This is a genomic window from Caballeronia humi (genome assembly GCF_001544475.1).
GTDB classification, from domain to species: Bacteria; Pseudomonadota; Gammaproteobacteria; order Burkholderiales; family Burkholderiaceae; genus Caballeronia; species Caballeronia humi.
Genome location: NZ_FCNW02000019.1, coordinates 61,825 through 78,862, shown reverse-complemented (window position 1 = coordinate 78,862; position 17,038 = coordinate 61,825). Strand labels below are relative to the sequence as shown.

Here is a 17,038-nt window from a genome sequence, read left to right as displayed (position 1 = left end):
AATGGCACGTTCTGTTAAAAAAGGTCCGTTCTGCGACGCCCATTTGCTGAAGAAAGTTGAGGCGGCTGCAGCTTCGCGTGACAAGAAGCCGATCAAAACCTGGTCGCGTCGTTCGACGATTCTCCCGGATTTCATCGGTCTGACGATTGCCGTGCATAACGGCCGTCAACACGTTCCGGTGTATGTGTCGGAAAACATGGTCGGCCACAAACTTGGCGAGTTCGCATTGACCCGTACGTTCAAGGGTCATGCAGCCGACAAGAAGGCCAAGAAATAAGGGGCTATCAAGATGGAAGTAAAAGCTATTCATCGCGGTGCCCGCATCTCGGCGCAGAAAACGCGCCTTGTGGCTGACCAGATCCGTGGTTTGCCGGTCGACAAGGCGCTGAACGTTCTGACGTTCTCGCCGAAGAAGGCGGCGGGTATCGTCAAGAAGGTCGTGTTGTCTGCGATCGCAAATGCGGAGCACAACGAAGGCGCCGATATCGACGAGCTCAAGATCACGAGCATCATGGTCGACAAGGCTGCGTCGCTGAAGCGTTTCACCGCGCGCGCTAAAGGCCGCGGTAACCGCATCGAGAAGCAATCCTGTCACATCACTGTGACGGTCGGGAATTAAGGAGCCATACGATGGGACAGAAAATTCATCCGACAGGCTTCCGCTTGGCCGTCAGCCGGAATTGGGCTTCGCGTTGGTACGCGAACAACAACAATTTCGCGTCGATGCTGCAGGAAGACATCGGTGTTCGTGAATACCTGAAGAAGAAGCTGAAGAACGCTTCGGTTGGTCGGGTCGTCATCGAGCGTCCGGCGAAGAACGCGCGCATCACGATTTACAGCTCGCGTCCTGGTGTGGTCATCGGCAAGAAGGGCGAGGACATCGAACTGTTGAAGTCGGAACTCCAGAAGCGCATGGGCGTTCCGGTTCACGTCAACATCGAAGAAATCCGCAAACCGGAGACCGACGCGCAACTCATCGCCGATTCGATCACGCAACAGCTTGAGCGCCGGATCATGTTCCGCCGTGCGATGAAGCGCGCGATGCAAAACGCGATGCGTCTGGGTGCCCAAGGCATCAAGATCATGAGCGCCGGCCGTTTGAACGGTATTGAAATCGCCCGTACCGAGTGGTATCGCGAAGGTCGCGTGCCCCTCCATACGCTGCGCGCCGATATCGACTACGCAACGTCGGAAGCGAAGACCACGTACGGCATCATCGGCGTGAAGGTGTGGGTCTACAAGGGCGACACGCTGGGCCGTAACGATGCGCCGGTGGTCGAAGAAGTGGCCGAAGACAAGCGTCCGCGCCGTAACGCACGTCCGGGTGGCGATCGCCGTCCGCGTCGCGATGGTGAAGGTGGCGGTCCGGCAGGTGCACGCCGTGGCGCCCCCCGTCGCGCTGGCGGTGACGGGAAGACTGGAGAATAACGATGCTGCAACCGAAACGCAGAAAGTATCGCAAAGAGCAGAAGGGTCGTAACACCGGCAAGGCGACGCGCGGCAACGCCGTGTCGTTCGGTGAATACGGTCTGAAGGCCATCGGTCGTGGCCGTTTGACCGCGCGCCAAATCGAAGCGGCACGTCGTGCAATGACGCGTCACATCAAGCGCGGCGGCCGTATCTGGATCCGCATTTTCCCGGATAAGCCGATCTCGCAAAAGCCGGCTGAAGTACGGATGGGTAACGGTAAGGGTAACCCTGAGTACTACGTCGCAGAGATTCAACCGGGCAAGATGCTGTACGAAATGGACGGTGTTACCGAAGAACTGGCACGTGAAGCGTTCCGTCTGGCTGCAGCGAAGCTGCCGCTCAAGACGTACTTCGTTTCGCGCCAGCTCGGCGCCTAAGGAGTGAATGATGAAGGCTTCTGAACTTCACCAGAAAGACCAGGCCGCGCTCAACAAAGAGCTGACGGACCTGCTGAAGGCGCAATTCGGCCTGCGCATGCAACTCGCGACGCAGCAGCTCACGAACACGAGCCAGCTGAAGAAGGTTCGTCGCGACATCGCACGTGTGCGGACCGTCCTGACTGAGAAGGCGAACCAGAAATGAACGATAGCGTAAAAACCTCGCTCAAGCGGACGCTGGTCGGCAAGGTCGTCAGCAACAAGATGGACAAGACGGTCACCGTGCTGGTCGAGCACCGTGTGAAGCATCCGATCTACGGCAAGTACGTTGTGCGCTCGAAGAAGTACCACGCACATGACGACGCGAACACGTACAACGAAGGCGATCTCGTCGAAATCCAGGAAACGCGTCCGATTTCGAAGACGAAGGCCTGGGTTGTGTCGAAGTTGGTTGAAGCGGCTCGCGTGATCTAAGCGGCAAATGCGGTAAAAGTAGTATCGCAGTAAGTTTCGCTTGCAAGACCGAGGTTATGAGTTATAATCTCGGTCTTCCCTCTTTGTGGGAGCCCCGTCGCGGGCGAAGTTGGTGGGGGAAGCCGGTCCGGGCGCCATGCCTGTATCGACAGATTCACCGGATTGCGATGGCGGGTTTCGTCTGCCCTCGCTGCCTGTTCTAACCCAAGCAGCCGATTGGCTGACGGGACCAAGACTGACCGGATGCGCCATGGTGGTGCGATCGGATTAAGTTGGGAAAGATAAACCATGATCCAGACCGAAACTCGGCTTGAAGTGGCCGACAACACGGGTGCGCGTGAAGTCATGTGCATCAAGGTGCTCGGCGGCTCGAAGCGTCGTTACGCTAGCATTGGCGACATCATCAAGGTGACCGTCAAGGAAGCAACGCCGCGCGGACGCGTGAAGAAGGGCGAAATCTACAACGCTGTGGTCGTTCGTACGGCCAAGGGCGTGCGCCGTCAGGACGGCTCGCTGATCAAGTTCGACGGCAATGCCGCCGTTCTTTTGAACGCGAAGCTGGAGCCCATCGGCACGCGTATTTTCGGGCCGGTCACGCGTGAACTGCGTAGCGAACGATTCATGAAGATCGTTTCGCTCGCGCCCGAAGTGCTGTAAGGAGTCGCGATGAACAAGATTCGCAAGGGTGACGAAGTGATCGTCATCACCGGCAAGGACAAAGGCAAGCGCGGTGTCGTGCTGGCCGTTGGGGAAGATCGTGTGACGGTCGAGGGCATCAATCTCGTCAAGAAACACGTGAAGCCGAACCCGATGAAGGGTACGACGGGCGGTGTGGAAGCCAAAACGATGCCGCTGCATATTTCGAACGTCGCATTGGTCGACGCGAATGGCAAGGCGTCGCGAGTGGGCATCAAGGTCGAAGGCGACAAGAAGGTTCGCTTCTTGAAGTCGACGAGCGCCACGCTCAACGCCTGACGCGGAGTTAAAAAATGGCTCGTCTGCAAGAATTTTATAAAGAGAAGGTTGTACCCGGCCTCGTAGAGAAGTTCGGTTACAAGTCCATCATGGAAGTGCCGCGCATCACCAAGATCACCCTGAACATGGGTCTTGGCGAGGCCGTCGCCGACAAGAAGATCATCGAAAACGCCGTTGGCGACCTGACGAAGATTGCTGGTCAAAAGCCGGTCATCACGAAAGCGCGCAAGGCAATCGCTGGCTTCAAGATTCGTCAAGGATATCCGATCGGCGCGATGGTTACGCTGCGCGGTCAGGCCATGTACGAATTTCTGGACCGTTTCGTGACGGTTGCGCTCCCCCGCGTGCGTGACTTCCGTGGCGTGTCGGGTCGTGCGTTCGATGGTCGCGGCAACTACAACATCGGTGTGAAAGAGCAGATCATTTTCCCCGAAATCGACTACGACAAGATCGACGCGCTGCGTGGGCTGAACATCAGCATCACGACGACTGCGAAGACTGACGACGAAGCAAAGGCACTGCTCGCCAGCTTCAAGTTCCCGTTCAGAAACTGAGGTTACCGTGGCTAAACTGGCACTGATCGAACGTGAAAAGAAGCGTGCACGCCTCGCAGCCAAGTACGCTCCCAAGCGCGCTGAACTGAAGGCCGTCATCGAAGACGCGAGCAAGTCCGACGAAGAGAAATATCTGGCTCGTCTGGCGCTGCAACAACTGCCGCGTAACTCGAACCCCACTCGCAAGCGTAACCGCTGCGCGATCACGGGTCGTCCGCGTGGCACGTTCCGCAAATTCGGACTGGCACGCAGCAAGATTCGTGAAATCGCGTTCCGCGGCGAAATCCCTGGCCTGACCAAGGCGAGCTGGTAATAGGAGATACGTAAATGAGCATGAGTGATCCTATCGCCGATATGCTGACTCGCATCCGCAACGCGCAGATGGTCGAGAAGGTTTCGGTGACAATGCCCTCGTCAAAAGTCAAGGTTGCGATTGCGCAGGTTTTGAAGGACGAAGGTTATATCGACGATTTCGCAGTGAAGTCCGAAGGTGCGAAGTCGGAATTGAACATCGCGTTGAAGTACTACGCTGGCCGTCCGGTGATTGAGCGCATTGAACGCGTTTCGAAGCCTGGTCTGCGTGTATACCGCGGTCGCAACGACATTCCAGTGGTCATGAATGGCCTCGGCGTTGCAATCGTTTCGACGCCTCAAGGTGTGATGACTGATCGCAAGGCGCGCCAGACTGGCGTCGGCGGTGAAGTCCTCTGCTACGTCGCTTAACCGAAAAGGAGAAGAACATGTCTCGAGTAGGTAAGAGCCCGATCGCGCTGCCGCAAGGCGCGGAAGTGGCCTTGAGCGGCGAAGTCATCACCGTTAAAGGGCCGCTGGGTACGATTTCGCGAGCAGCCAATCGACTCGTGAAGGTGGAAAACGACAACGGCACGCTCAATTTCGCTCCGACCGATGAAAGTCGCGAAGCGAATGCGATGTCCGGCACGATGCGCGCACTGGTTGCGAACATGGTGAACGGCGTGACGAAGGGTTTCGAGCGCAAGCTGACGCTGGTTGGCGTCGGTTATCGCGCACAGGCGCAAGGCGACAAGCTGAACCTGTCGCTGGGTTTCTCGCACCCTGTGGTGCACCAGATGCCGGAAGGCGTCAAGGCTGAAACCCCGACGCAAACCGAAATCGTGATCAAGGGGATCGACAAGCAGCAAGTTGGCCAGGTCGCTGCGGAAGTTCGCGGCTACCGTCCGCCGGAGCCTTACAAGGGCAAGGGTGTGCGCTACGCTGGCGAAGTCGTCATCCTCAAAGAAACGAAGAAGAAGTAAGGGTGCGCAATCATGGATAAGACTCAATCTCGCCTGCGCCGCGCTCGTCAAACGCGTGTCAAGATCTCTGAGCTTCAGGTCGCGCGTCTGGCTGTGCATCGCACGAACACGCATATCTATGCGCAAGTGTTCTCGCCGTGCGGCACCAAGGTGCTGGCAAGCGCGTCGACGCTCGAAGCCGAAGTTCGCGCCGAACTGGCCGACAAGTCGGGCAAGGGCGGCAACGTCAATGCTGCGACCGTTGTCGGCAAGCGTATTGCTGAAAAGGCCAAGGCTGCCGGCGTCGAATCCGTCGCCTTTGATCGTTCGGGTTTCCGTTACCACGGCCGCGTGAAAGCGCTGGCTGATGCGGCGCGCGAAGCCGGACTCAAGTTCTAAGGGAAGAATTCGTCATGGCAAAGATGCAAGCGAATGTGAAGGCTGAAGAACGCGACGACGGCCTGCGTGAAAAGATGATCGCGGTCAACCGCGTCACCAAGGTGGTGAAGGGTGGCCGGATTCTCGGTTTTGCCGCGCTGACCGTGGTTGGCGACGGTGACGGCCGCATCGGCATGGGCAAGGGCAAAGCGAAGGAAGTTCCGGTTGCTGTTCAAAAGGCAATGGAGCAAGCCCGCCGCAACATGTTCAAGGTGCCGCTCAAGAACGGTACGCTGCAACACGAAGTGCACGGTAAGCACGGCGCATCCGCAGTCCTCCTCGCCCCGGCGAAGGACGGTACTGGCGTGATCGCTGGTGGCCCGATGCGCGCGGTGTTCGACGTAATGGGCGTGCAAAACGTGGTGGCGAAGAGCCACGGCTCGACGAACCCGTACAACCTCGTTCGTGCAACGCTCGACGGTCTGCGCAAGCAATCGACCCCGGGTGATATCGCGGCGAAGCGCGGCAAGTCCGTCGAAGATATTTTGGGCTAAGCCTCGAGGTCACCATGTCTGATAAAACTGTCAAGGTTCAGCTCGTCAAGAGCCTGATTGGGACCCGCGAATCGCATCGTGCAACGGTGCGTGGCCTGGGCCTGCGCCGACTCAACTCGGTCAGCGAACTGCAGGATACGCCGGCAGTGCGCGGAATGATCAACAAGGTCTCGTACCTTGTCAAAGTCATCAACTGAGCGGCTGACTAGGGATTCTAGGAGTTGAATATGGATTTGAATAACCTGAAGCCGGCAGAAGGCGCGAAGCATGCAAAGCGTCGCGTTGGCCGCGGTATCGGCTCTGGCCTCGGCAAGACCGCAGGTCGCGGTCACAAGGGTCAAAAGTCGCGTTCGGGCGGTTTCCACAAGGTCGGCTTCGAAGGCGGTCAGATGCCTTTGCAACGTCGTCTGCCGAAGCGTGGCTTCACCTCGCTGACAAAGGAATTCGTCGGTGAAGTGCGCCTGTCGGATCTGGAAAAGCTGCCGGTCGACGAAATCGATTTGCTGGCACTGAAGCAAGCGGGCCTGGTCGGCGAGCTCATCAAGAGCGCGAAGATCATCAAGACCGGCGAGCTGACGCGCAAGATCACGGTGAAGGGGCTCGGTGCTACCAAGGGCGCCCGTGCTGCAATCGAAGCCGCTGGCGGCTCGTTCGCCGAGTAACGCGCTTTATGCGTTACTCGCACTAGCATCGGAGAAGGTTCTTGGCTAACAGTCCGAGTCTCGCAAAACCCGGTCGAAGCGCGGCGAAGTTCGGTGATCTGCGCCGGCGGGCAGTGTTTCTGCTGCTGGCGCTGATTGTTTACCGTCTCGGTGCGCATATTCCGGTGCCGGGTATTGACCCGGACCAACTGGCGAAGCTGTTCCAAAGCCAGTCGGGCGGCATCCTTGGCATGTTCAACATGTTCTCGGGTGGTGCGCTATCGCGGTTTACGATTTTTGCGCTGGGCATCATGCCCTACATTTCGGCGTCGATCATCATGCAGTTGATGTCGATCGTGTCGCCGCAAATGGAGGCGCTGAAGAAGGAAGGGCAGGCGGGGCAACGCAAGATCACGCAATACACGCGGATCTTCACGGTGGTTCTCGCGACGTTCCAGGCTTTCGGTATTGCGGTCGCGCTGGAAAATCAGCCGGGACTGGTTCTCGACCCTGGGATGGTATTTCGTCTGACGACGGTCGTCACGCTGGTGACCGGCACGATGTTCCTGATGTGGCTGGGTGAGCAGATCACGGAACGCGGTCTCGGTAACGGCATTTCGATCATCATCTTCGGCGGCATCGCGGCGGGTTTCCCGAATGCGATCGGTGGTCTGTTCGAACTGGTTCGCACCGGCTCGATGAGCATCATCTCGGCGATCATCATCGTGGTGTTGATTGCGGCGGTCACATATCTGGTCGTGTTCATCGAACGCGGTCAGCGCAAGATCCTCGTGAACTATGCCAAGCGCCAGGTCGGTAACAAGATTTACGGCGGCCAGTCCTCGCACTTGCCGTTGAAGCTGAACATGTCGGGTGTGATTCCGCCGATTTTTGCATCGTCGATCATCCTCTTCCCGGCGACCATCCTGAACTGGTTCAGTTCGGGTACGCGGACCGGCTGGTTCGCAAACACGCTGCACAACGTGGCTGAGGCCTTGAAGCCTGGTCAACCTGTGTACGTGCTGCTGTACGCGTTGGCGATCGTTTTCTTCTGCTTCTTCTACACCGCGCTGGTGTTCAACAGCAGAGAAACGGCCGACAACTTGAAGAAGAGCGGTGCATTCGTTCCTGGGATCCGTCCGGGCGACCAGACCGCACGGTATATCGACCGCATCCTCACGCGTCTGACGCTGGCCGGTGCGATCTACATCGTGTTTGTGTGCTTGCTGCCTGAGTTTTTGGTATTGCGCTGGAACGTGCCGTTTTATTTTGGTGGAACGTCGCTGCTGATCATTGTCGTCGTCACGATGGACTTCATGGCTCAGGTGCAGTCGTACGTTATGTCGCAACAGTATGAGTCGCTGCTTAAGAAGGCCAACTTCAAGGGCGGCAACGTCCCGATGCGCTAATTAAGGGCTATGGCCAAAGACGATGTAATCCAGATGCAGGGTGAGGTGATTGAAAACCTTCCCAATGCTACTTTCCGGGTGAAATTGGAAAATGGCCATGTGGTTCTCGGGCATATTTCAGGGAAGATGCGGATGCACTATATCCGCATTCTTCCCGGCGACAAGGTTACGGTTGAGTTGACGCCTTACGATCTGTCTCGTGCGCGGATCGTGTTCCGGGCGAAGTGATTTGAAAAAAGGGTAATATCATGAAAGTGATGGCATCGGTTAAGCGCATTTGCCGCAATTGCAAGATCATCAAGCGCAAGGGCGTTGTGCGCGTGATTTGCAGCTCTGATCCGCGCCACAAACAGCGTCAAGGCTGAACGCCGCGCTTTTGCTTGCGCTTTTTGTTTGAGGAAAAACAATGGCTCGTATCGCAGGGGTTAACATCCCGAATCACCAGCATACCGAAATCGGCCTGACGGCTATCTTCGGTGTCGGCCGCACGCGTGCTCGCGACATCTGCGTTGCTTCTGGTGTGGAATTTTCGAAGAAGGTCAAGGACCTCACCGACGCAGACCTCGAAAAGCTGCGTGACGAAGTGGGTAAGTTCATCGTGGAAGGCGACCTGCGTCGTGAAGTGACGATGAACATCAAGCGCCTGATGGACTTGGGCTGCTACCGTGGCGTGCGCCATCGCAAGGGCTTGCCCATGCGCGGCCAGCGCACGCGCACGAACGCCCGTACGCGCAAGGGTCCGCGTCGTGCAGCGCAATCGCTGAAGAAGTAAGCGGAACTGACAGTTACAGGAAAACGTAATGGCTAAGGCTTCGAACAACTCCGCGGCGCAACGCGTTCGCAAGAAGGTCAAGAAGAACGTCGCCGAGGGCGTGGTTCACGTTCACGCGTCGTTCAACAACACCATCATCACGATCACCGATCGTCAAGGCAACGCGCTTGCCTGGGCAACGTCGGGTGGTCAAGGCTTCAAGGGCTCGCGCAAGTCGACGCCGTTTGCGGCCCAGGTCGCAGCCGAATCGGCTGGCCGCGTGGCGATGGAATACGGCGTGAAGAACCTCGAAGTGCGGATCAAGGGCCCTGGCCCTGGTCGCGAATCGGCGGTGCGCGCGTTGCATGGTCTTGGCATCAAGATCACCGCGATCTCCGACGTGACGCCGGTCCCGCACAACGGCTGCCGTCCGCCGAAGCGTCGTCGTATCTAAGACGTCGCTGCCGCAAACCTCCTGCTGGTGCTCGCGCGCCGGCGGGTTGCTTGCGTTATGAATTTGACTAAGCCCACCGTTCGGCCCAGAGGGTTCGGACTAGCGCGGATGCAAGTGCAAGTCCGCGTGATCAATTTTTAAGGATGCAAAGTGGCACGCTATACCGGTCCTAAAGCAAAGTTGTCCCGCCGTGAAGGCACTGACCTTTTCCTGAAGAGCGCACGCCGTTCGCTCGCTGACAAGTGCAAGCTCGATAGCAAGCCGGGTCAGCATGGCCGCACGTCGGGTGCTCGTACGTCCGACTACGGCACGCAGTTGCGCGAAAAGCAAAAAGTAAAGCGCATCTACGGTGTACTCGAGCGCCAGTTCCGCCGTTACTTCGCCGAAGCCGATCGTCGCAAGGGCCCGACGGGTGAAAACCTGTTGCAATTGCTCGAATCGCGTCTCGACAACGTCGTGTATCGCATGGGCTTCGGCTCGACGCGCGCAGAAGCACGTCAGTTGGTGGGCCACAAGTCGATCACGGTCAACGGCCAAGTTGCGAACATTCCTTCGCTGCAAGTGAAGGCGGGCGACGTGGTTGCCGTGCGTGAACAGTCGAAGAAGCAAGCTCGGATCCTCGAAGCGCTTTCGCTGGCTGAGCAAGGCGGCATGCCGCAATGGGTTGCGGTCGACGCCAAGAAGTTCGAAGGCACGTTCAAGGCAATGCCGGAGCGCAGCGACATCGCTGGCGACATCAACGAAAGCCTGATCGTCGAATTGTATTCGCGGTAATCGGATTGGCGGCCGGGGGACCCTGATTGCCGAAGGCAAGGGGTTACCTCGGCTGTTTATTTTCGGGTTGTCACCGGTCAGCCTTATCGGCGTAACGAGCCGAGGGTATTGAAAAGGAAAACCTATGCAAACCAGTTTGTTGAAGCCCAAGATTATTGCGGTTGAATCGCTTGGCGAGAGCCACGCGAAAGTGGTCATGGAACCGTTCGAACGCGGTTACGGCCACACCTTGGGTAACGCGCTTCGGCGCGTGCTGCTGTCGTCGATGGTGGGATATGCGCCGACCGAAGTGACGATCGCAGGCGTCGTGCACGAATATTCGACGCTCGACGGTGTGCAAGAGGATGTTGTCAACCTGCTGTTGAACCTGAAGGGCGTCGTTTTCAAGCTGCACAACCGTGACGAAGTGACGGTCACGCTGCGCAAGGAAGGCGAAGGAGTCGTGACGGCCGGCGATATCGAACTCGCTCACGATTGCGAGGTCATCAACCCGGATCACGTGATCGCCCACCTGTCGAAAGGCGGCAAGCTCGACGTTCAGATCAAGATCGAGAAGGGCCGCGGCTATGTGCCGGGCAACGTGCGTCGTTATGGCGAAGAATCGGCCAAGATCATCGGCCGGATCGTGCTGGATGCATCGTTCTCGCCGGTTCGCCGCGTGAGCTACGCCGTTGAAAGCGCGCGTGTCGAACAGCGTACCGACCTCGACAAGCTCGTGATGAATATCGAAACCAACGGCGTGATTTCGCCCGAGGAAGCGATCCGTCAATCGGCGCGGATTCTGGTCGATCAGTTGTCGGTCTTCGCAGCACTCGAAGGCACCGAAGCAGCGGCGGAAGCGCCGTCGCGCGCACCGCAGATCGATCCGATCCTGCTGCGTCCGGTGGATGATCTGGAACTCACGGTTCGCTCGGCGAACTGCCTGAAGGCCGAGAACATCTATTACATCGGCGACTTGATCCAGCGCACGGAAAACGAACTGCTGAAGACGCCGAACCTGGGTCGCAAGTCGTTGAACGAAATCAAGGAAGTGCTGGCTTCACGCGGCCTGACGCTCGGCATGAAGCTCGAAAACTGGCCGCCGGCTGGTCTCGACAAGTAAGCAGGACGTCGTAAGCGTATCTGGTCAAGGCGTGGATTCTCCTCTAAAATCCGCGTCTTGCCTTTTTCTCGACCGGCCCGTGCGTTCGTCGGAACGTAATAGAAGAGCTGGATCAAAACTCAAAGTCATTAGGAACTGAAAATGCGCCATAAACATGGTCTGCGGAAACTGAACCGCACGAGCAGCCACCGTCTGGCTATGCTCCGTAACATGTCCAACTCGCTGATCGAGCACGAAGTCATCAAGACGACGCTGCCGAAGGCGAAAGAACTCCGCAAAGTCGTCGAGCCGCTGATCACGCTCGGCAAGAAGCCGTCGCTGGCAAATCGTCGTTTGGCGTTCAACCGCCTGCGCGATCGCGATTCCGTCGCGAAGCTGTTTGACGTCCTCGGCCCGCGCTACGCAAGCCGTCCGGGTGGCTACCTCAGCATCCTGAAATTCGGTTTCCGCGTTGGCGATAACGCTCCGATGGCGCTCGTCCAGTTGATGGACCGTCCGGAAGTCGCTGAATCGGACGACGTGCAAGAAGCTGAATAAGCGCACGACACCGCTGTGAAAAAAAGGCCAAGCTCTGCTTGGCCTTTTTTTTGTTTTTTGGTCGGCCGATCGCGCGGGCGCGACGTTTCGTCACTCACGATGCCCACCCCGCGCCGGTGCTACGATACGCGCGTATCCTTCCCCAGCAACATAATGCGATGGAGCATGAAGTGAACATTCCAGTCGTGTTGATTCTCACGACGTTGCCTGACACTCTCGCAGCCGGCGAGCTCACGCAAAAGGCGCTCGAGGCACGGTTAGCGGCATGCGTGACGGAGAACGGTGTCGTGCGCTCGCGATTCCATTGGCAGGGGAAGCTCGAGGCAGCGGAAGAAATTCAGCTCCTTTTCAAGACCAGCGTCGCTCGCGGCGCCGAACTTCAGCGCTTCATCGAATCGAATCATCCCTACGAAACGCCCGAAATCCTCGCCTGGCAAGCCGATGCCTCGCCCGGCTACGGAGAATGGGTCGTCGCGGAAACTTCACGTCCTCTTCATGCTTAAGTCTTCTGGCGCCATCGGGCGTCGTTTGTTCGCGGCGGTTGCGTTGCTGCTCTCGTGTCTGTTCGTGCTGTCCGGCGTCGCGAATTTTGCTCACGCGGCCGACGACTTCCTCGACCCCGCCGTCGCCTTCAAATTCAGCGCGACGGAACGTCCGGGCGAAATCGAGGTGCGATATAAGGTCGCGGATGGGTACTACATGTATCGCGAGCGCTTCGCCTTCGCGGCCAAAGGCGGCGCGACGCTCGGCGACGCGCAATTGCCCGTCGGCAAGGTTCACTTCGATCAGACGTTCAACAAGGACGTCGAGACCTATCGCGGCGACGTCGTCATCCGCCTCCCGGTGAAGCAGGCGAGCGGGCCGTTTGATCTCACCGTCACGTCGCAGGGATGCGCCGATCAGGGCATCTGCTATCCGCCGATGGAGCGCATCTATCGGGTGAGCGGCGCCGCACTGCGTGCCGCCGACGCCAACGCTCCGCCGCCCGTCAACTCACAAGTCTCCGACTTGCCCTGGTACGAGCGCGCGACCAATGCCGATTACGCGCAATCGCTCCTCGAAAGCGGCGGATTTTTCGCGATCATCGGGCTGTATTTCGTAGCGGGTGTCGTGCTGAGCCTGCTGCCGTGCTCTTATCCGATGATCCCGATCCTCTCGGCGATCATCATTGGCGAGGGTTCGCGTGTCACTCGCCGGCGAGGATTCGCATTGTCGGGCGCGTATGTTTTCGGGATGGCGCTCGTCTACACGGCGCTCGGCGTTGCTGCCGCGCTGATCGGACAGAGTCTCGGCGCGTGGCTCCAGAATCCGTGGGTGCTCGGCGCGTTCGGCACGCTGCTTGCCGTGTTCGCGCTGACGCTGATCGCAGGCTTCGACATTGCCTTGCCGGAGCGCTGGCAAAGCGGCGTGAACGCGGCGTCGCAGAAGCGCTCGGGCGGGAAGTTCGCGGCCGTCGTCGGAATGGGGGCGCTGTCGGCGCTTGTCGTCGGTGCGTGCATGACAGCACCGCTCTTCGCCGTGCTCGCATTCATCGCGCACACCGGGAATGCCGTGCTCGGCGGTGCCGCGCTGTTTTCGATGGGCGTCGGGCTCGGCGTGCCGCTGCTGATCATCGGGCTTGGTGCCGGATCGCTGCTGCCGCGCGCCGGTGCGTGGATGGATAGTGTGAAGGTGTTCTTCGGCGTCGTGCTGCTGGCGGCAGCGCTGTGGATCGTGTGGCCTGTGCTCGACGGCGTCACGCAGATGCTGTTGGCCGCGTCGTGGTTGCTGATTGCCGCCGCCGGGCTCGGGCTTTTCGCGATGAGCACCGCGCCGGTCACGATCTGGCGACGAATCGGGCGCGGCCTTGGCGCTGCGTTGACGATTTGGGCTGCGACGCTGCTCGTCGGGCTGGCTGCTGGCTCAACCGATCCGCTGCGTCCGCTTTCAGTGTTCGTTGCCAGGGGAGGCGGGGGCGCCCAGACAGCACAAGCGCCAACGTTCGCGCCGGTACGCTCCTCGACGGAACTGGATCTCGCGGTGAAATCCGCCGCGCGCCCGGCGATGCTCGATTTCTACGCCGAGTGGTGCGTTTCCTGCAAGGAAATGGAGCATCTGACGTTCAGCGATCCGCGCGTGAAAGCGCGTCTCGCGCAGTTGAACCTGCTGCGCGCCGACGTCACGGCCAACAACGCCGACGACCAGGCGCTGCTCAAGCGCTTTAAGCTGTTTGGGCCGCCGGGAATCATTTTCTTCGATGCCCAAGGCAACGAGATGACGCGCGTCATCGGCTACGAATCGCCGGACAAGTTCTTGAAAAGCATGGAAAAACTGGGCGCGCCGACGACCTGAATGTGCCCCGACTAAGCGAAAAGGGCGATGCCATCGGTATCGCCCTTTTTGCCTGAACGCCAGAGCTGCTACCTATTTCGACGCCCGCAAAATTCGCGCAGCATCGAGCGCGAAATACGTGAGCACGCCATCCGCGCCCGCGCGCTTGAACGCAAGCAGCGACTCCATCATTGCCTTGTCGTGATCGAGCCAGCCGTTCTGCGTCGCCGCCTTGATCATCGCGTACTCGCCGCTGACCTGATACACATACGTCGGGAAGCGAAACTCTTCCTTCACGCGATACACGATATCGAGATACGGCATGCCGGGCTTGACCATCACCATATCCGCGCCTTCCTCGATGTCCATGCGCACCTCACGCAGGGCTTCGTCGGAATTCGACGGGTCCATCTGATACGTCATCTTGTTGCCCTTGCCGAGGTTCGCCGCCGAGCCGACCGCATCGCGGAACGGACCGTAGAATGCCGACGCATACTTCGCGGCATAGGCCATGATGCGCGTGTGAATGTGGCCGTCGCTTTCCAGCATCTCGCGGATCGCGCCAATCCGCCCGTCCATCATGTCCGACGGCGCGACGATATCGACCCCCGCTTCCGCCTGCGTGCGCGCCTGATCGACGAGGATTTCGCTCGTTTCGTCGTTCTTCACGTAGCCTTCTTCGTCGAGCACGCCGTCCTGGCCGTGGCTCGTGTACGGATCGAGGGCGACGTCGGTGAGCACGCCGAGCATCGGGAAATTCTTCTTGAGTTCCCGCACAGCGCGCGGGATCAAACCTTCCGGATTGGTCGCCTCGCGGCCATCGGGCGTCTTGATCGACGGCTCGATCGCCGGAAACAGCGATAGCACCGGCACGCCCAGCTCGACGCACTGTTCGGCCACTTTCATCAAGAGGTCGATGGACGTGCGCTCGACGCCCGGCATCGACGGCACCGCCTGTCGCACATTGCTGCCTTCGACGATGAAAACCGGGTAGATCAGGTCGTTCGTGGTGAGAAGGTTCTCGCGCATGAGACGGCGCGAGAAGTCGTCGCGGCGCATGCGGCGAGGACGGTGATGCGGATAGAAACTCATGGCATTTCCGACGTGGGGAGTAATCCGGGTGACAGGGGTGCGGCGCGCCGATTTGCGCGAAAGCCTTATGGGACAAGCCTCGCGGGGCCGTCCAGCAACTTTTCAAGACAATGGTATATCATACCGATCGAGCTAGGCGCTTTGCGCTGATCTCCCCGCTTCTCCTCCCTGAGCGGGTGCCTGTCGTTATTCGATTAGGCTGTTTGACCCGCCGTCATGCGGCGGGTTTTTTTATGTGCGAACGGTTTGGCATGGACCGGCGCTCACTGCGCCGCGTCCGCTTCCGCGCTTTCGCCCTTCGCCTCCGGGATCAGCCAGCTTTCGATCAACTCGTGCGCCTCATCGATCCCCACGCGCTTGAGCGCCGAGAACAACTGCACCGTCAATTCCCCGCGATACCCAGCAGCCTTGTAGTCCGCGAACGATTTCTTCGTCGCGCGCAGGGCATTGGTCATCTCCTGTCGCGTCAATTTGTCGCATTTCGTGAGGAGCGCGTGGATTGGCTTACCCGTCGGTGCGAACCAGTCGATCATGATTTGATCGAGCTCGGTCAGCGGCCGGCGCGAGTCCATCATCAGGATCATCCCGCAAAGCTGGGCGCGGCTCTGCAGGTAGGTGGAGAGCAATTGCTGCCAGTGCGCTTTCGCAGCACCTGGCACTTCGGCGTAACCGTAGCCCGGCAAGTCGACAAGATGTGCGACGGGTGCATCGGCCGGACCGACCGAGAAGTAATTGATATGCTGCGTACGTCCTGGCGTCTTGCTCGCGAAAGCCAGCCGTTTCTGATTGCACAGGATGTTGATCGCCGTCGATTTTCCCGCGTTCGAACGTCCGGCAAAGGCGATTTCCGGTTGCGGCGTGGGCGGCAAATCGCGCAAATGATTGACGGTCGTGAAGAAGCGGGCTTGATGGAGCAGGAATGACATTGGCGGGCCGATTTAGAAAAGCGGTGAAAACCCAAGCCTTGAGAACCCGGTAAATACTGGGCATGCCCCGACTGGCGTCTTTGCGATTAGCAGGTTATTGTACAATACGGCGGTTTTTACAAGACCAGGACGGGCGCGCAAGACCCAAGCCAGATAAGGAGCAGGACGGATTTTCGGGCATTTTTGAGAGCCCAGCGTTCAGGTGTCTTGCGGCAGAACGTGACATAAACGGTTGCCGTCGTTTTTTGCAGAACCTCACATTCTCACAAGACGAAAAACAGGGTACGCGATGAACCGACTGTACAAGTCTCTGATGGTGCTTCAAGTAGCAGCAACGTTCGGTGGATTGGCAGTGTCAGGACAAGCGGCGGAGCCCGCCCAGCCTGCAAAACCGGATCTGAACCGGGGACAGGCGATCGCAACCCAGGTATGCGCCGCCTGTCACGCGGCGGACGGCAACAGCGCCGGCGCCGCGTTTCCGAAGCTCGCGGGCCAGCATGCGGAATACATCGTCAAGCAGTTGAAGGATTACAAGACGCAGCCGGGCGCGAAGGCGCCGGCGCGTAACAACCCGATCATGGCGGGCATCGCGGGCGCCTTGTCGGATCAGGATGCGGTCAATGTCGCGGCTTATTTCGCGGCACAGAAAACCAAGCCCGGCTTCGCGCGCAACAAGAACGACGTCGCGCTCGGCCAGAAGATCTACCGCGGCGGCATCGCGGACAAGGGCGTGCCGGCGTGCGCGGCGTGTCACGGCGCGGCGGGCATGGGCATTCCGGTGCAGTATCCGCGGTTGTCGTGGCAGTGGGGCGATTACACCGCGGCGCAGTTGACCGCGTTCGCGCAGGGCACGCGCAACAACAGCGAGACGATGCACACGATCTCGCTGCGCCTCACCGATGCCGAAATCAAGGCCGTGTCGGATTACATTGCGGGCCTGCATTGAACTGAGCAGCACGAGTCAGGAAGCGTCCAGCGATCTGCCGCGAGCAAACAGATCACGCAGC

Annotated in this window: 29 protein-coding genes; 27 read left to right on the top strand and 2 right to left on the bottom strand. The window is 59.1% G+C overall.

Annotated features, from left to right (window positions below):
- Window position 1: 1 nt before the first annotated feature.
- From rpsS to dsbD, 26 genes are all read left to right on the top strand, one after another.
- Window positions 2–277, top strand: a complete 276-nt coding sequence (gene rpsS / locus AWB65_RS18500; RefSeq protein ID WP_035554748.1) for a 30S ribosomal protein S19 — start codon at window positions 2–4, stop codon at window positions 275–277.
- 12 nt (window positions 278–289) lie between these two features.
- Window positions 290–619, top strand: a complete 330-nt coding sequence (gene rplV / locus AWB65_RS18495; protein WP_087632570.1) for a 50S ribosomal protein L22 — start codon at window positions 290–292, stop codon at window positions 617–619.
- A gap of 11 nt (window positions 620–630) precedes the next feature.
- On the top strand, window positions 631–1,428 hold the full coding sequence (rpsC, locus tag AWB65_RS18490) for a 30S ribosomal protein S3 (RefSeq protein WP_087657792.1): 798 nt from the start codon (window positions 631–633) through the stop codon (window positions 1,426–1,428).
- A gap of 2 nt (window positions 1,429–1,430) precedes the next feature.
- A complete protein-coding gene (rplP, locus tag AWB65_RS18485) occupies window positions 1,431–1,847 on the top strand; it encodes a 50S ribosomal protein L16 (RefSeq protein ID WP_031361576.1) in 417 nt (138 codons plus the stop codon).
- 10 nt (window positions 1,848–1,857) lie between these two features.
- A complete protein-coding gene (rpmC, locus tag AWB65_RS18480) occupies window positions 1,858–2,052 on the top strand; it encodes a 50S ribosomal protein L29 (RefSeq protein ID WP_035933103.1) in 195 nt (64 codons plus the stop codon).
- Window positions 2,049–2,321 carry a 30S ribosomal protein S17 gene (gene rpsQ, locus AWB65_RS18475; protein WP_008343854.1) on the top strand — a complete coding sequence of 91 codons (273 nt, stop codon included), beginning with the start codon at window positions 2,049–2,051 and terminating at the stop codon, window positions 2,319–2,321. Before rpmC ends, rpsQ begins: the two co-directional genes overlap by 4 nt.
- A 288-nt stretch (window positions 2,322–2,609) precedes the next feature.
- Entirely contained in the window at window positions 2,610–2,978 is a 369-nt protein-coding gene (rplN, locus tag AWB65_RS18470; RefSeq protein ID WP_006052212.1) for a 50S ribosomal protein L14, read from the top strand.
- 9 nt (window positions 2,979–2,987) lie between these two features.
- Entirely contained in the window at window positions 2,988–3,296 is a 309-nt protein-coding gene (rplX, locus tag AWB65_RS18465) for a 50S ribosomal protein L24 (RefSeq protein ID WP_087668522.1), read from the top strand.
- 14 nt (window positions 3,297–3,310) lie between these two features.
- Window positions 3,311–3,850: a 50S ribosomal protein L5 gene (rplE, locus tag AWB65_RS18460; RefSeq protein WP_035933066.1), complete on the top strand. Its 540-nt coding sequence runs from the start codon at window positions 3,311–3,313 to the stop codon at window positions 3,848–3,850.
- Between the two features lie 7 nt (window positions 3,851–3,857).
- Window positions 3,858–4,163: a 30S ribosomal protein S14 gene (rpsN, locus tag AWB65_RS18455; protein WP_087657793.1), complete on the top strand. Its 306-nt coding sequence runs from the start codon at window positions 3,858–3,860 to the stop codon at window positions 4,161–4,163.
- Between the two features lie 14 nt (window positions 4,164–4,177).
- The gene (gene rpsH, locus AWB65_RS18450) at window positions 4,178–4,573 is read left to right on the top strand and encodes a 30S ribosomal protein S8 (RefSeq protein WP_031361569.1); all 396 of its coding nucleotides are present in this window, start codon (window positions 4,178–4,180) and stop codon (window positions 4,571–4,573) included.
- A 17-nt stretch (window positions 4,574–4,590) separates the two neighbouring features.
- Complete coding sequence (gene rplF, locus AWB65_RS18445; protein WP_087668521.1) at window positions 4,591–5,124, top strand: 50S ribosomal protein L6; 534 nt, start codon at window positions 4,591–4,593, stop codon at window positions 5,122–5,124.
- Between the two features lie 12 nt (window positions 5,125–5,136).
- On the top strand, window positions 5,137–5,502 hold the full coding sequence (gene rplR, locus AWB65_RS18440) for a 50S ribosomal protein L18 (protein ID WP_087657795.1): 366 nt from the start codon (window positions 5,137–5,139) through the stop codon (window positions 5,500–5,502).
- 14 nt (window positions 5,503–5,516) lie between these two features.
- Entirely contained in the window at window positions 5,517–6,035 is a 519-nt protein-coding gene (gene rpsE / locus AWB65_RS18435; RefSeq protein ID WP_031361566.1) for a 30S ribosomal protein S5, read from the top strand.
- Between the two features lie 14 nt (window positions 6,036–6,049).
- A complete protein-coding gene (gene rpmD, locus AWB65_RS18430) occupies window positions 6,050–6,232 on the top strand; it encodes a 50S ribosomal protein L30 (RefSeq protein WP_035933051.1) in 183 nt (60 codons plus the stop codon).
- 30 nt (window positions 6,233–6,262) lie between these two features.
- Window positions 6,263–6,697, top strand: a complete 435-nt coding sequence (gene rplO / locus AWB65_RS18425) for a 50S ribosomal protein L15 (RefSeq protein WP_035933048.1) — start codon at window positions 6,263–6,265, stop codon at window positions 6,695–6,697.
- Window positions 6,698–6,738: 41 nt separating this feature from the next.
- The gene (secY, locus tag AWB65_RS18420; RefSeq protein WP_087668520.1) at window positions 6,739–8,085 is read left to right on the top strand and encodes a preprotein translocase subunit SecY; all 1,347 of its coding nucleotides are present in this window, start codon (window positions 6,739–6,741) and stop codon (window positions 8,083–8,085) included.
- Between the two features lie 9 nt (window positions 8,086–8,094).
- Complete coding sequence (gene infA, locus AWB65_RS18415) at window positions 8,095–8,313, top strand: translation initiation factor IF-1 (RefSeq protein ID WP_004521905.1); 219 nt, start codon at window positions 8,095–8,097, stop codon at window positions 8,311–8,313.
- 20 nt (window positions 8,314–8,333) lie between these two features.
- A complete protein-coding gene (gene rpmJ, locus AWB65_RS18410) occupies window positions 8,334–8,450 on the top strand; it encodes a 50S ribosomal protein L36 (RefSeq protein WP_004199844.1) in 117 nt (38 codons plus the stop codon).
- A gap of 41 nt (window positions 8,451–8,491) precedes the next feature.
- The gene (gene rpsM / locus AWB65_RS18405; RefSeq protein ID WP_087657797.1) at window positions 8,492–8,857 is read left to right on the top strand and encodes a 30S ribosomal protein S13; all 366 of its coding nucleotides are present in this window, start codon (window positions 8,492–8,494) and stop codon (window positions 8,855–8,857) included.
- Window positions 8,858–8,885: 28 nt separating this feature from the next.
- Window positions 8,886–9,290 carry a 30S ribosomal protein S11 gene (gene rpsK, locus AWB65_RS18400; RefSeq protein ID WP_006052224.1) on the top strand — a complete coding sequence of 135 codons (405 nt, stop codon included), beginning with the start codon at window positions 8,886–8,888 and terminating at the stop codon, window positions 9,288–9,290.
- 150 nt (window positions 9,291–9,440) lie between these two features.
- Window positions 9,441–10,064, top strand: a complete 624-nt coding sequence (rpsD, locus tag AWB65_RS18395; RefSeq protein WP_087657798.1) for a 30S ribosomal protein S4 — start codon at window positions 9,441–9,443, stop codon at window positions 10,062–10,064.
- Window positions 10,065–10,188: 124 nt separating this feature from the next.
- Window positions 10,189–11,166 (top strand): DNA-directed RNA polymerase subunit alpha, encoded by a 978-nt coding sequence (locus AWB65_RS18390; RefSeq protein ID WP_040050462.1) that lies wholly within the window; start codon window positions 10,189–10,191, stop codon window positions 11,164–11,166.
- 141 nt (window positions 11,167–11,307) lie between these two features.
- Window positions 11,308–11,703: a 50S ribosomal protein L17 gene (gene rplQ, locus AWB65_RS18385; protein ID WP_087657799.1), complete on the top strand. Its 396-nt coding sequence runs from the start codon at window positions 11,308–11,310 to the stop codon at window positions 11,701–11,703.
- Between the two features lie 158 nt (window positions 11,704–11,861).
- Window positions 11,862–12,206 (top strand): divalent-cation tolerance protein CutA, encoded by a 345-nt coding sequence (gene cutA / locus AWB65_RS18380; RefSeq protein ID WP_374729752.1) that lies wholly within the window; start codon window positions 11,862–11,864, stop codon window positions 12,204–12,206.
- The gene (gene dsbD / locus AWB65_RS18375) at window positions 12,199–14,034 is read left to right on the top strand and encodes a protein-disulfide reductase DsbD (protein WP_087668519.1); all 1,836 of its coding nucleotides are present in this window, start codon (window positions 12,199–12,201) and stop codon (window positions 14,032–14,034) included. Before cutA ends, dsbD begins: the two co-directional genes overlap by 8 nt.
- Before the next feature lie 72 nt (window positions 14,035–14,106).
- Here dsbD and hemB read toward each other — a convergent pair whose 3' ends face one another.
- Window positions 14,107–15,105: a porphobilinogen synthase gene (gene hemB / locus AWB65_RS18370; RefSeq protein ID WP_200821741.1), complete on the bottom strand. Its 999-nt coding sequence runs from the start codon at window positions 15,103–15,105 to the stop codon at window positions 14,107–14,109.
- A 263-nt stretch (window positions 15,106–15,368) separates the two neighbouring features.
- Window positions 15,369–16,031, bottom strand: a complete 663-nt coding sequence (yihA, locus tag AWB65_RS18365; RefSeq protein WP_087668517.1) for a ribosome biogenesis GTP-binding protein YihA/YsxC — start codon at window positions 16,029–16,031, stop codon at window positions 15,369–15,371.
- 289 nt (window positions 16,032–16,320) lie between these two features.
- On the opposite strand from yihA, the gene AWB65_RS18360 reads away from it, so the two are divergent.
- Window positions 16,321–16,977: a c-type cytochrome gene (locus AWB65_RS18360; protein ID WP_087668516.1), complete on the top strand. Its 657-nt coding sequence runs from the start codon at window positions 16,321–16,323 to the stop codon at window positions 16,975–16,977.
- Window positions 16,978–17,038 lie beyond the last annotated feature (61 nt).

Excerpts from the sequence above, each read along its gene's own strand:
- rpsE (WP_031361566.1), top strand. The coding sequence starts at position 5,517 with ATGGCAAAGATGCAAGCGAATGTGAAGGCTGAAGAACGCGACGACGGC.
- AWB65_RS18360 (WP_087668516.1), top strand. The coding sequence starts at position 16,321 with ATGAACCGACTGTACAAGTCTCTGATGGTGCTTCAAGTAGCAGCAACG.
- rplV (WP_087632570.1), top strand. The coding sequence starts at position 290 with ATGGAAGTAAAAGCTATTCATCGCGGTGCCCGCATCTCGGCGCAGAAA.
- infA (WP_004521905.1), top strand. The coding sequence starts at position 8,095 with ATGGCCAAAGACGATGTAATCCAGATGCAGGGTGAGGTGATTGAAAAC.
- rplF (WP_087668521.1), top strand. The coding sequence starts at position 4,591 with ATGTCTCGAGTAGGTAAGAGCCCGATCGCGCTGCCGCAAGGCGCGGAA.
- rplQ (WP_087657799.1), top strand. The coding sequence starts at position 11,308 with ATGCGCCATAAACATGGTCTGCGGAAACTGAACCGCACGAGCAGCCAC.
- rplP (WP_031361576.1), top strand. The coding sequence starts at position 1,431 with ATGCTGCAACCGAAACGCAGAAAGTATCGCAAAGAGCAGAAGGGTCGT.
- rpsM (WP_087657797.1), top strand. The coding sequence starts at position 8,492 with ATGGCTCGTATCGCAGGGGTTAACATCCCGAATCACCAGCATACCGAA.
- rplX (WP_087668522.1), top strand. The coding sequence starts at position 2,988 with ATGAACAAGATTCGCAAGGGTGACGAAGTGATCGTCATCACCGGCAAG.
- rplE (WP_035933066.1), top strand. The coding sequence starts at position 3,311 with ATGGCTCGTCTGCAAGAATTTTATAAAGAGAAGGTTGTACCCGGCCTC.
- rpsH (WP_031361569.1), top strand. The coding sequence starts at position 4,178 with ATGAGCATGAGTGATCCTATCGCCGATATGCTGACTCGCATCCGCAAC.
- rplN (WP_006052212.1), top strand. The coding sequence starts at position 2,610 with ATGATCCAGACCGAAACTCGGCTTGAAGTGGCCGACAACACGGGTGCG.
- hemB (WP_200821741.1), bottom strand. The coding sequence starts at position 15,105 with ATGAGTTTCTATCCGCATCACCGTCCTCGCCGCATGCGCCGCGACGAC.
- rplO (WP_035933048.1), top strand. The coding sequence starts at position 6,263 with ATGGATTTGAATAACCTGAAGCCGGCAGAAGGCGCGAAGCATGCAAAG.
- rpmC (WP_035933103.1), top strand. The coding sequence starts at position 1,858 with ATGAAGGCTTCTGAACTTCACCAGAAAGACCAGGCCGCGCTCAACAAA.
- dsbD (WP_087668519.1), top strand. The coding sequence starts at position 12,199 with ATGCTTAAGTCTTCTGGCGCCATCGGGCGTCGTTTGTTCGCGGCGGTT.
- rpsS (WP_035554748.1), top strand. The coding sequence starts at position 2 with ATGGCACGTTCTGTTAAAAAAGGTCCGTTCTGCGACGCCCATTTGCTG.
- rpsQ (WP_008343854.1), top strand. The coding sequence starts at position 2,049 with ATGAACGATAGCGTAAAAACCTCGCTCAAGCGGACGCTGGTCGGCAAG.
- rpsC (WP_087657792.1), top strand. The coding sequence starts at position 631 with ATGGGACAGAAAATTCATCCGACAGGCTTCCGCTTGGCCGTCAGCCGG.
- yihA (WP_087668517.1), bottom strand. The coding sequence starts at position 16,031 with ATGTCATTCCTGCTCCATCAAGCCCGCTTCTTCACGACCGTCAATCAT.
- AWB65_RS18390 (WP_040050462.1), top strand. The coding sequence starts at position 10,189 with ATGCAAACCAGTTTGTTGAAGCCCAAGATTATTGCGGTTGAATCGCTT.
- rpmD (WP_035933051.1), top strand. The coding sequence starts at position 6,050 with ATGTCTGATAAAACTGTCAAGGTTCAGCTCGTCAAGAGCCTGATTGGG.
- cutA (WP_374729752.1), top strand. The coding sequence starts at position 11,862 with ATGGAGCATGAAGTGAACATTCCAGTCGTGTTGATTCTCACGACGTTG.
- rpmJ (WP_004199844.1), top strand. The coding sequence starts at position 8,334 with ATGAAAGTGATGGCATCGGTTAAGCGCATTTGCCGCAATTGCAAGATC.
- rplR (WP_087657795.1), top strand. The coding sequence starts at position 5,137 with ATGGATAAGACTCAATCTCGCCTGCGCCGCGCTCGTCAAACGCGTGTC.
- rpsK (WP_006052224.1), top strand. The coding sequence starts at position 8,886 with ATGGCTAAGGCTTCGAACAACTCCGCGGCGCAACGCGTTCGCAAGAAG.